The sequence below is a fragment of the Paraburkholderia elongata genome (assembly GCF_013177735.1).
GTDB lineage: Bacteria > Pseudomonadota > Gammaproteobacteria > Burkholderiales > Burkholderiaceae > Paraburkholderia > Paraburkholderia elongata.
The window spans coordinates 64,880-75,567 of sequence record NZ_WOEZ01000126.1; the positions used below are offsets into that span (position 1 = coordinate 64,880).

Genomic DNA, 10,688 nt, shown 5'->3' on the forward strand with positions numbered 1-10,688 from the left:
AAATCGGAAAGCCGATCGGCTTACCGCAGGACTGATTGATCCGCGTACCCGTCACTTGGCGCTACGGTCGAAGGTGAGCGTGTCGCCGTTATCGAGCACCAGTTGCATCTGCTGCGGCGCGCGCATCTGCACGCCGGTGCGGTCGATGTGCGTCAACGCGTCGAGATACGGGCCTTCGATCTGTCCGCCTGGCGTCATGCACGCCATGCGCGTGCCGCCCAGGGTGCCGAAGCTCAGCTTGCCGTCTTTCAGCGCGTACGAACCCATGTAGCGATTGCAACCGGAAAAGCCGCTGGCGTGGCGCTGGCCTTTGTCGGTGGAGAGCACGAGTGTGATCGGCGCGCCCTGATCGGCGGACGGAATCGCGCGCGCCGTGCCGTCGGCCTGTTTCCAGCCGGTGAGCACCCAACTCGTGTCGTCGAGCAACTGGGTGGCGGCCGGATTGAACGGATCGGGCGGTGTGGCTTCCGAGTCGGGATGCTTCGGGATAGCGCACGCGCTGCATAGCGCGGCGACGCTCAACGCGGCGATGGCCGTGCGCGCATAGGGGATGAAGCGCGCAACACGTCGCGCGGAGGAGCTTTGGAGCATGACGTCGTTCCTCTTCAAACTGGCGAAGGCGTAAGGGTAACGCACTAAGCTCGCCGCACGCGAGCGCAACGGCGTGAGAGCGGACTTAAACACGTGCGTCGCAGCGAGCGCCGCAGCGCCTTCTGGGCGCCTTACGCACAAATAGCAACGCGGACCCGGCGAGCAAGGCGCGGCGGGGGGCTCGCGACGTCGGCGCATCGGGTGCGGAGCGGGGTGCGCATGTTAACATCGTGTTCTAACCAATCCCACCCTCTTTTGACTTTTATCTGGAGACCCCATGCAGATCGGCCAACGGATCGGCACGCCCCTTTCTGATTCCGCCACGCGCGTCATGCTGCTCGGCGCCGGCGAGCTCGGCAAGGAAGTGATCATCGCGCTGCAACGACTGGGCGTCGAAGTGATCGCCGTCGACCGTTATCCGAATGCGCCGGGCCATCAGGTCGCACATCGCTCGCACGTGATCGATATGACCGACCGCGCCGCCTTGCGCGCGCTGGTTGAGTTGGAGCGTCCGCACCTGATCGTCCCCGAGATCGAGGCGATCGCCACCGACGCGCTTGCCGCCATCGAAACCGACGGCCTCGCCGAAGTGATCCCGACCGCGCGCGCCACGCAACTCACGATGAACCGCGAAGGCATCCGCCGTCTGGCCGCCGAAGAACTCGGCCTGCCGACCTCGCCGTACGCGTTCGCCGATTCGCTTGAGGAACTGCGCGCGGGCATCGCCAAAGTCGGCTATCCGTGCGTCGTGAAGCCGGTGATGTCGTCGTCGGGCAAGGGGCAGTCGGTGTTGAAGAGCGATGCGGATGTCGAAACCGCCTGGCAATATGCGATGGCGGGCGGCCGTGTGAATCACGGCCGCGTGATCGTCGAAGGCTTTATCGACTTCGAATACGAAATTACCCAGCTGACCGTGCGCGCGATCGATCCGGCGAGCGGCGAAGTCAGCACGTATTTTTGCGACCCGATCGGCCACGTGCAGGTGGCGGGCGACTACGTCGAATCGTGGCAGCCGCAGCCGATGAGCCCGCTCGCGCTGGAACGTTCGCGCGAAGTGGCGCACAAGGTGACGGCGGCATTGGGCGGCAGGGGCCTGTTCGGCGTGGAACTTTTCGTGCGCGGCGATGACGTATGGTTCTCGGAAGTCAGCCCGCGTCCGCACGATACGGGTCTGGTCACGCTGTGCTCACAACGCTTCTCGGAGTTTGAACTGCATGCGCGCGCCATCCTAGGCTTGCCGGTGGATACGTCGCTGCGGGCGCCGGGCGCGTCGGCGGTGATTTACGGCGGTCTGGACGAGGCGGCTATCGCTTTCGAAGGTGTCGCGGCGGCGTTGGCCGTGCCGAACGCGGATCTGCGTCTCTTCGGCAAGCCGGAGAGCTTCGTCAAGCGCCGCATGGGCGTGGCGCTGGTCACCGGCGAGACTATCGACGAAGCACGCTCGCGTGCGAAGCAGGCCGCAGCGGCGGTGCGGCCGGTTTCCACGAAGTAAGGCGCGTCGACGTGCGCTGCGAATTGCGGCAGCTTACTGACGTGCGATGTTGATCTGCCACGCAGTCACCGCGCGTTTCGCAAGCGCGTTGCGCGCGGAATCTGAATCATTGAAGCTCATTGAAGCCGAGGTACGTATGGCCCTGGGGTCCCGCAAGAACATGCGGCTTGGAAGGCTGGGCCGTCTCGGCGCACTTGGTGTGATGCTCGCGCTGTGTGCCGGGTTGACAGGGTGCGGCCTCGCCGCTGCGCCGTGCCGGATCGCGTCGGCCGGTTTGAAGATCGTGCCGCTGGTCGGGCACGTCGCCGCCGCGCCGACCGACGCTTGCGCCGATGTGATCGATCCATAAGCAATCCACGACAGATTCACGATGGCTCTGTGAGCGTTCTGGGCGCGCAATACAGCCGCAACCACAGCCGCAACCACAGCCGCAACCACAGCCGCAACCACAGCCGCAACCACAGCCGCAACCACAGCCGTAACTACAGCGGCAACCCCAACTGCAGCGCGAGGCGCGCCGTCCGTGCTTAATGTGCAACAACGATCGAGGCATCTCATGAAGAAATGGCTTGTCGCAGTCACAACGGCAGCGGGTCTCGCGGCGCAGTACGGCAATGCATGGGCCGAGCCATTGCGCCTCGCCGAGATTCAGGCCAAGAATCGCCAGACGCACAAATACACCTGCGCGACCGGCAAGATTCTGCAAGTGACCTACTGGAACACGGCGAACGGTCAGAGCTTCGCGCTCGTGCCTGTCAAGGGGCAGCAACTGCTGTTCGTCAACACGATATCGGCCTCCGGCGCGAAGTATCAGGCCGGCAGCTACACCTGGTGGACCAAGGGCCCGCGCGCCGATCTGTACGACGCGACGGACGGCGAAAACGCCCCGCCGATGCTGTCCGACTGCGTCACCATCAATCGCTGAGCATGATGCGGCGGCTTTCTTCAAACACGCCGCTTGCCTCACCCTACGTTTGCCCCTGCCTTGCGGCATTGCCCGCCTGCGCGCATCCTTTCCGTTCGAGTAGTAAGCTGTCCGGCGTGGCATCCGCGGTGTCCGCTGCCGTTGCTGTCGCCATTGTTGCCGGTAACACCGTTATCACCGTAATGTCAGGCCGCGCATGGCTCGCGCGGTTGTCGTCGTCTTCGATCGTCCGATACCGGACCTCAACGGGCGGGCCCATGGCCCGTGTCCGTTTCATCAAGCGAGACTCTCCATGAAAGCATCGGACCTGTTCGTCAAATCGCTGGAAGCCGAAGGTGTCGAGTACGTGTTCGGCATCCCCGGTGAAGAAAATCTCGATCTGCTCGAATCGCTGCGCCGCTCGAAAATTCGCCTGATTCTTACGCGTCACGAACAGGCGGCCGGTTTCATGGCCGCCACGTATGGGCGCCTCACCGGCCGCACCGGGGTGTGTCTGGCCACCTTGGGGCCGGGCGCGACCAACTTCGTGACCGCTGCGGCTTACGCGCAGTTGGGCGGCATGCCGATGCTGATGGTGACAGGGCAAAAGCCGATCAAGACCAGCAAGCAGGGGCATTTTCAGATCGTCGACGTGGTGCGGATGATGGAGCCGCTCACCAAGTACACGCGGCAGATCGTGTCGATCAGCAATATTCCGGCCGCCGTGCGCGAGGCGGTTCGTCAGGCGGAAGAAGAACGGCCCGGCGCCACGCACCTCGAATTGCCTGAAGATGTCGCGCACGAGGAGGGCGACGGCCATCCGATCCCGAAAAGCTTCAGCCGCCGTCCGGTCGCCGAAGAAAAAGCCGTGGCGCGCGCGGTCGAGGCGATTACGAACGCGAAGCATCCCTTGCTGATGATCGGCGCGGGCGGCAACCGCAAGACCACCACCAGGATGTTGCGCGAATTCGTCGACCAGATCGGCATTCCGTTCTTTACGACGCAGATGGGCAAGGGCGTGATCGACGAATCGCACCCCATGTGGCTCGGCAATGCGACCTTGTCCGACGGCGACTTCGTGCACCGCGCGATCGATCACGCGGATTGCATCATCAATGTCGGCCACGACGTGATCGAGAAGCCGCCGTTCTTCATGCGCAGCGGCGACGCCGGCGAGAAGACGGTGATTCACGTCAACTTTCTCGGCGCGGAAGTCGATACGGTGTATTTCCCGCAGATCGAAGTGGTCGGCGATATCGCCAATGCCGTGTGGCAGCTCAAGGAAAGTCTCAAGGAGCGGCAGGAGCATTGGGACTTCACGCGCTTCAAGGAGATCAAGCAGCACTTTGAGGCGCATCTGGTCAAGGGCCAGCACGACGACCGTTTCCCGATGTACCCGGTGCGGATCGTCAACGACGTCTACGAGACCACGCCGGTGGACGGCATCGTGTGTCTGGACAACGGCATGTACAAGATCTGGTTCGCGCGCTATTACCGCGCGCACGAACCGAATTCGCTGCTGCTCGATAACGCATTGGCGTCGATGGGCGCCGGGCTGCCGTCGGCGATCGCGACCAAGATCGTGCACCCGGACCGCAAGGTCATGGCCGTGTGCGGCGACGGTGGCTTCATGATGAATTCGCAGGAGCTGGAAACGGCGGTGCGTCTGAAGCTCGATCTGGTGATCCTGATTTTGCGCGACGACGCGTTCGGCATGATCCGCTGGAAGCAGGAAAACATGAACTTCCCGGACTACGGCATGACGCTGAACAACCCGGATTTCGTCGCGTATGCAGAGAGCTACGGCGCGAAGGGGCATCGCATTGAATCGGCCGCGGAATTCGCGCCGCTGCTGCGCGAATGTTTCGCGACGCCGGGTGTGCATGTGATCGATCTGCCGATCGACTACTCGGACAACGAGCGCGTGCTGAATCGCGAGATCAAGCGGCTGAGTGCACAACTATGAGCGCACAACTATGAGCGGGACAGTGATGGACGGAACAGCCATGAGCGGCAACGGGGCATAGCCCTTGCTGACTGCATGGCTGATGTCAGGCATTGGATCAAGGAGAACGCGTCATGTTGAACAAGACTTACCCGTACTACCTCGCCAACGTTGCGGTGGCCGCCAACACCGATCTCGAAGTCACGGATAAATTCAGCGGCGAAGTGGCGACCCGTGTGGCGATGGCGGACGCGGCGGCGATCGACAAAGCGATCGGCTATGCCGTCGAGGCGATGCCGGCGTTGCGCGCGTTTCCGCCGTTCAAGCGCCAGGCCGTGCTCGAACATTGCGTGAAGCGGTTTCGCGAGCGTTACGACGAATTGGCGCTTGCGCTGTGTATCGAAGCCGGCAAGCCCATCAACGACTCGAAAGGCGAGGTCACGCGTCTGATCGATACGTTCAAGGTGGCGGCTGAAGAGTCGGTGCGCATCGACGGCGAGATCATCAATCTGGAGATTTCGCCGCGGGCGAAGGGCTATCACGGCTATGTGAAGCGTGTGCCGATCGGTCCGTGCTCGTTTATTTCGCCGTTCAATTTTCCGCTGAACCTGACCGCGCACAAGGTCGCGCCGGCGATCGCGGCGGGCGTGCCGTTCGTGCTGAAGCCGGCGAGCCGCACGCCGGTCGGCGCGCTCATCATGGGTGAGATTCTTGCGGAGACCGACTTGCCGAAAGGCGCGTTCTCGATTCTTCCGGCGCATCGCGACGGCGCCGATCTGTTCACCACCGATGAGCGTTTCAAGCTGCTGTCCTTCACCGGCTCGCCGGCGGTGGGCTGGGAACTGAAGAAGAAGGCCGGCAAGAAGAAGGTGATTCTGGAGCTGGGTGGCAACGCGGCGGCGATCGTCGACGGCGATCAGGGTGGGAAGCTCGACTATGTGGTCGACCGGCTGGCGTTCGGCGCGTTCTATCAGTCGGGGCAGAGTTGCATCGGCGTGCAGCGGATTCTGGTGCACGCGAAGGTCTACGACGCGCTGCGCGAGAAGCTGATCGTGAAGACCAAGTCGCTTGTCATGGGCGATCCGAAAGACGAAAAGACCTTTGTCGGGCCGATGATCTCCGAATCGGAGTCCAACCGTCTCGCCGGCTGGATGGAAAGCGCGGTGCAGGCGGGCGCGAAGATCATCGCCGGCGGCAAGGTCGAGGGCGCGATGTTCGAGGCCACGCTGCTCGAAGGCGTGAAGCGTGACACCGATCTCTATCGCAAGGAAGCCTTCGGCCCGGTGGCGATTCTGGAGCGTTTCGACGATTTCGACGCCGCGCTGGCCACCGTCAACGACAGCGACTTCGGCTTACAAGCCGGCGTGTTCACCGATTCGCTCGCCCATGCGCATCGCGCGTGGGATCTACTCGACGTGGGCGGCGTGGTGATCAACGACGTGCCGTCGTTCCGGGTCGACAACATGCCGTATGGCGGCGTGAAAGATTCCGGACTCGGGCGCGAGGGCGTGCGCTACGCGATCGAGGATATGACCGAGATGCGCTTGATGGTGATGCGCGAGACGTGGTGACGGGCGCGAGCGGGCGGTTGAGTTGGAGTGGCTCCTGGCGCCTGGGTGGTGCGCCGCCGTTCCCTGGTTGGCGGCTGGTCGGCGGTTGCTGTCACGCAACTGTCGCGTAGGCGAACTACGCTGCCAGCGAGGCGCGCGGGCGTTTAGGGTCATTTCGCGACATGTTGCGACGATCCGGCGACGCCCGCGCCTAACCGCTGCCGGCCGGCTTTCGCCTACGTAAGCGGGAAGATAAGCAGAAAGCCGGCAGATGCGCCATGAGTGTTTTTGCTGAAGTGCTACAATACCGGCCTTTCCGGCGGGTGTTTCCGCCGGCCGGAGCCGGCCGCATTTTTCCCGTAATACTGACGGGTCCCGTGCGGAACGCCGTGGCTCCGCCTTCATCCTGATGCCCTCTGCGGTTCCGACCGCTGCCGCGCGCACCGCGCCAAGCGCATTTTTAGCGAAAGCCACCATGTCCGACACAGCCGTCACGCCCAGCACTGCGACTTTTGATCAATTCGGTCTCGCGCCCGACATCCTGAAAGCCGTCAAAGAATCGGGCTACACCATCCCTACGCCGATCCAGGAGCAGGCGATTCCCGTCGTGCTGGCCGGCCGTGACATGATGGGCGCCGCGCAAACCGGCACCGGCAAGACCGCGAGTTTTTCGCTGCCGATCATCCAGCGCTTGCTGCCGCAGGCCAGCACGAGCGCATCGCCCGCCCGCCATCCGGTGCGCGCGCTGATCCTCACGCCGACCCGCGAACTGGCCGACCAGGTGGCGGCGAACGTGCAGTCGTATGCGAAGCACACGGCGCTACGCAGCGCCGTGGTGTTCGGCGGTGTCGACATGAATCCGCAGTCCGAGCAGTTGCGCCGCGGCGTCGAAATTCTGATCGCTACGCCGGGCCGTTTGCTCGATCACGTGCAGCAGAAGACCGCCAATCTCGGCCAGGTGCAGATCCTCGTGCTCGACGAAGCCGACCGGATGCTCGATATGGGCTTCCTGCCGGATTTGCAGCGCATCCTGAACCTGCTGCCGAAGGAACGTCAGACGCTGCTGTTTTCGGCCACGTTCTCGGGCGAAATCAAGAAACTTGCCGCTACGTATCTGCGCGACCCGCAGACGATCGAAGTCGCGCGCAGCAATTCGACTGCGACCAATGTGACGCAGATCGTTTATGAGGTCGCCGAGGGCGACAAGACCGGCGCTGTCGTTAAATTGATTCGTGACCGCGGCCTCAAGCAGGTGATCGTGTTCTGTAACAGCAAGATCGGTGCGAGCCGTCTGGCGCGGAGCCTGGAGCGCGACGGTGTGGTCGCGACTGCGATTCACGGTGACCGGACGCAGAATGAACGGATGCAGGCTCTGGATGCGTTCAAGCGTGGCGAGATCGAGGCTCTGGTGGCGACCGATGTCGCCGCGCGTGGGCTCGATATTGCGGAACTGCCTGCTGTGATCAATTTCGATCTGCCGTTTAACGCCGAAGATTATGTGCACCGGATTGGGCGCACTGGGCGTGCTGGTGCTTCTGGCGATGCTTTGTCGCTTTGTAGCCCGAATGAGCGGAAGCAGTTGGCCGATATCGAGAAGCTGATCAAGCGGCCTCTGGATGTGCAACACCTGACTGTGGATACGCCGGTGCGGCATCACCATGAAGAGCGTCCGCCGCGGCGTGAGCGGGTTGATGGCCGTGCAGAGGGACGTGAAGAGCGGGGCGGTCGTCGGCGGTCGGGGGCTTCGGGTTCGGGGTCGTTCGATCGGCCGCATCATCATCGTGCGCAGCCTGTGGATGATTTTTTCCTCAAGCCTTATGAGCCTTCGCCGGCATCCATTCGGAAAGTTGAGGAGGCGGCTGCTTCTTCGGCTGGTGCTCCGCAGAAGTCGGGTTCTAAGCAGCCGTTGGCTGCGTTGCTCGGTGGGTTTGGGATGCCTAGGAAGACTTCGTCGTCGTCTTGATTTTTTGGTTTTTGGGTTGTGGTTGTGTGCCTGTGGCGTTGGCCTTTCCTTGATCTGACTTCTTTGGCCTTTCCTTGAATTGATATTGGTCTATTAGCGTTCGCCCCTGTGCGGGGCAGGCACTTACTTTCTTTGCCGCCGCAAAGAAAGATAAGCAAAGAAAGCGGCTCACACCGCTAATTCTTAAGCGGGTCCCTCGCGCAGTTGCAGTAGTGGTGCATCTGGAATCCGTGTTCTCGCACATTCGGCGTGAGTGACAAAGCCGTCATTCTTCCGGCGGCGCTGCGCGCGCCGTAGCGGTACTTCTTCAAACCCCTCGACCTCTCCGCTGGCGCCTCGCGGGTGTCAACCTGTTTGGTTTGCCTTCGACGCTTTTGGGCGCTAATTGCGCTGCACTCACATGCCCACGCGCTTTGCCCATGCCGCCGTTGCGGCGGCATAGAAACCTTCTAGCGTCGTGTGTTCGTTGCCGCTTATCTCAAGTCCCAAGTGCCGCGCGGCTGCTCTCAGCGTATCAAGGGGTTTGTCGTTGTCCAGCGCGGTTGCGCCGTTTTGCTTGCTGAGCTTTTCGCCCTGATCGTTCGTGACCACCGGTACGTGCAAATACTCCGGCGTCGGTACGCCCAGGCAACGCTGCAGGTAGATCTGGCGGGCCGTTGAATCCATCAAGTCCGCGCCTCGCACAATGTGCGTAATGTCCGCGTCCGCATCGTCGACCACCACCGCCAGTTGGTACGCCCACTGGTCGTCGGCGCGCCTCAGGACGAAGTCGCCGACCTCGGTGGCCAGGTTCTGCGTCTGCGTGCCCTGCCAGCGATCTTCGAATGTGATCACCGCCGCGTCGCCGTCGGGTACGCGCAGGCGCCATGCGCGCGCTCGTTTGCCATGCAGGCCGTCGCGGCAGGTGCCGGGGTAGGCGAGCGTAGTGTTGCGCGCGTGCGCATGCAGCAGCGAGTCAGCAATCTCCTTGCGCGTGCAGCCGCATGGATAGACCAAGCCGGTAGCCTTCAATTGATCGAGCGCTTCCTGATAGCGCGCAATACGATGGCTTTGCCAGACGGGCGGCTCGTCAGCATGCATGCCGAAACGGTCGAGGGTCGACAGAATGTCCTCGGCCGCGCCAGGGACGGTGCGAGGTCCGTCAATGTCTTCGATCCGCACCAGCCACGCACCGCCATGCGCGCGTGCGTCCAGCCAGCTTGCGAGCGCGCTCACCAGTGAGCCGAAATGCAAGGGCCCAGTAGGCGACGGCGCGAAGCGTCCACGATAGGTCATGGATTAAACGGGTGAGATTGCTCTCATCACGCGGCGCGTGCCGCCTTGCTGTCCGGATGGCATTCCGGACACGTTTTGCCCGCCACGTACATCGGCGATTGCTGCGATTCGGGCGTCACCACCGCGCGGCAGCCGAAGCATTGGACGGTCGCGGTCGGCTCCAGTTGCGGGTTGAGCGCGGTGCGGTAGTCGAATACGAAGCAGTCGCCGTGATAATGCGCGCCGCCGACTTCCTCGAAATACTTCAGGATGCCGCCTTCGAGTTGGTAGACGTTCTCGATGCCGACTTCCTTCATGTGGATCGCCGCCTTCTCGCAGCGAATCCCGCCCGTGCAGAACGACACCACCGTCTTGCCTTCCAGATCGGCGCGGTTCTGCTCGATTACTTCAGGAAACTCGCTGAATTTCGTAATGCGGTAGTCGAGCGCTTCGTCGAACGTGCCGACGTCCACTTCGAATGCATTGCGTGTGTCGAGCATGACGACGGGGCGGCCTTCGTCGTCATGGCCGCGGTCGAGCCAGCTTTTCAGCGTGGGGGCGTCGACGAACGGCGCGCGGCCGAGCTCCGGCCGGATCGCCGGCTTTTTCATCGTGATGATTTCGCGCTTGAGCTTGACCAGCATGCGGCGAAACGGCTGCTTTTCCGACAGGCTTTCCTTGAATTGCAGATTCGCGAACTTGCCCTCGAACAGCGCATCGTGACGGATGTAGTCGATGAAGGCGTCCGCGGCTTCGCGCGAGCCCGCGACGAACAGGTTGATGCCTTCCGGCGCCAGCAGGACGGTGCCGCGCAAGCCGAGCGTATTGCAGCGCTCGGTGACGAGCGGGCGCCATGCGGCGGTGTCTTCGATAGTCGCGAAATGATACGCGGCGAGATTGACGATACTCATGTGTGTCCAGCGGTAAGAAGTGTGCGCGGCGCGGAAAATGGGGCGCATTGAGCAGCCCGCATCAGGCTCCATGCGGCG

10 protein-coding genes are annotated in these 10,688 nt (G+C 62.7%); 6 read left to right on the top strand and 4 right to left on the bottom strand.

Annotated elements, in window-relative coordinates; translation table 11 throughout:
• Window positions 1-51 precede the first annotated feature (51 nt).
• A complete protein-coding gene (locus tag GNZ13_RS23710) occupies window positions 52-591 on the bottom strand; it encodes an META domain-containing protein (RefSeq protein ID WP_172168618.1) in 540 nt (179 codons plus the stop codon).
• A 277-nt stretch (window positions 592-868) separates the two neighbouring features.
• Between GNZ13_RS23710 and purT the strand changes: the two genes are divergently transcribed.
• From purT to GNZ13_RS23725, 3 genes are all read left to right on the top strand, one after another.
• On the top strand, window positions 869-2,083 hold the full coding sequence (gene purT / locus GNZ13_RS23715; RefSeq protein ID WP_172168620.1) for a formate-dependent phosphoribosylglycinamide formyltransferase: 1,215 nt from the start codon (window positions 869-871) through the stop codon (window positions 2,081-2,083).
• Window positions 2,084-2,219: 136 nt separating this feature from the next.
• Entirely contained in the window at window positions 2,220-2,432 is a 213-nt protein-coding gene (locus GNZ13_RS23720; protein WP_172168622.1) for a DUF6726 family protein, read from the top strand.
• A 207-nt stretch (window positions 2,433-2,639) separates the two neighbouring features.
• Entirely contained in the window at window positions 2,640-3,008 is a 369-nt protein-coding gene (locus GNZ13_RS23725; RefSeq protein WP_172168624.1) for an MliC family protein, read from the top strand.
• Window positions 3,009-3,051: 43 nt separating this feature from the next.
• Here GNZ13_RS23725 and GNZ13_RS23730 read toward each other — a convergent pair whose 3' ends face one another.
• Window positions 3,052-3,267 carry a hypothetical protein gene (locus GNZ13_RS23730; protein ID WP_172168626.1) on the bottom strand — a complete coding sequence of 72 codons (216 nt, stop codon included), beginning with the start codon at window positions 3,265-3,267 and terminating at the stop codon, window positions 3,052-3,054.
• A gap of 33 nt (window positions 3,268-3,300) precedes the next feature.
• Between GNZ13_RS23730 and GNZ13_RS23735 the strand changes: the two genes are divergently transcribed.
• The 3 genes from GNZ13_RS23735 to GNZ13_RS23745 all read left to right on the top strand — a co-directional run bounded on the left by GNZ13_RS23735 (window position 3,301) and on the right by GNZ13_RS23745 (window position 8,445).
• Entirely contained in the window at window positions 3,301-4,953 is a 1,653-nt protein-coding gene (locus tag GNZ13_RS23735) for an acetolactate synthase large subunit (RefSeq protein WP_172168628.1), read from the top strand.
• Between the two features lie 113 nt (window positions 4,954-5,066).
• On the top strand, window positions 5,067-6,503 hold the full coding sequence (locus tag GNZ13_RS23740; RefSeq protein WP_172168630.1) for an aldehyde dehydrogenase family protein: 1,437 nt from the start codon (window positions 5,067-5,069) through the stop codon (window positions 6,501-6,503).
• A gap of 454 nt (window positions 6,504-6,957) precedes the next feature.
• Entirely contained in the window at window positions 6,958-8,445 is a 1,488-nt protein-coding gene (locus GNZ13_RS23745) for a DEAD/DEAH box helicase (protein WP_172168633.1), read from the top strand.
• 396 nt (window positions 8,446-8,841) lie between these two features.
• On the opposite strand, the gene gluQRS is transcribed toward GNZ13_RS23745, so the two are convergent.
• Together gluQRS and GNZ13_RS23755 are read right to left on the bottom strand one after the other, a co-directional pair.
• Window positions 8,842-9,720 (bottom strand): tRNA glutamyl-Q(34) synthetase GluQRS, encoded by an 879-nt coding sequence (gluQRS, locus tag GNZ13_RS23750; RefSeq protein WP_172168636.1) that lies wholly within the window; start codon window positions 9,718-9,720, stop codon window positions 8,842-8,844.
• Window positions 9,721-9,746: 26 nt separating this feature from the next.
• Complete coding sequence (locus GNZ13_RS23755) at window positions 9,747-10,610, bottom strand: sulfurtransferase (protein WP_172168639.1); 864 nt, start codon at window positions 10,608-10,610, stop codon at window positions 9,747-9,749.
• Between the last annotated feature and the right edge of the window lie 78 nt (window positions 10,611-10,688).

Excerpts from the sequence above, each read along its gene's own strand:
- GNZ13_RS23730 (WP_172168626.1), bottom strand. The coding sequence starts at position 3,267 with ATGGGCCCGCCCGTTGAGGTCCGGTATCGGACGATCGAAGACGACGAC.
- GNZ13_RS23725 (WP_172168624.1), top strand. The coding sequence starts at position 2,640 with ATGAAGAAATGGCTTGTCGCAGTCACAACGGCAGCGGGTCTCGCGGCG.
- GNZ13_RS23740 (WP_172168630.1), top strand. The coding sequence starts at position 5,067 with ATGTTGAACAAGACTTACCCGTACTACCTCGCCAACGTTGCGGTGGCC.
- GNZ13_RS23755 (WP_172168639.1), bottom strand. The coding sequence starts at position 10,610 with ATGAGTATCGTCAATCTCGCCGCGTATCATTTCGCGACTATCGAAGAC.
- gluQRS (WP_172168636.1), bottom strand. The coding sequence starts at position 9,720 with ATGACCTATCGTGGACGCTTCGCGCCGTCGCCTACTGGGCCCTTGCAT.
- GNZ13_RS23710 (WP_172168618.1), bottom strand. The coding sequence starts at position 591 with ATGCTCCAAAGCTCCTCCGCGCGACGTGTTGCGCGCTTCATCCCCTAT.
- purT (WP_172168620.1), top strand. The coding sequence starts at position 869 with ATGCAGATCGGCCAACGGATCGGCACGCCCCTTTCTGATTCCGCCACG.
- GNZ13_RS23735 (WP_172168628.1), top strand. The coding sequence starts at position 3,301 with ATGAAAGCATCGGACCTGTTCGTCAAATCGCTGGAAGCCGAAGGTGTC.
- GNZ13_RS23720 (WP_172168622.1), top strand. The coding sequence starts at position 2,220 with ATGGCCCTGGGGTCCCGCAAGAACATGCGGCTTGGAAGGCTGGGCCGT.
- GNZ13_RS23745 (WP_172168633.1), top strand. The coding sequence starts at position 6,958 with ATGTCCGACACAGCCGTCACGCCCAGCACTGCGACTTTTGATCAATTC.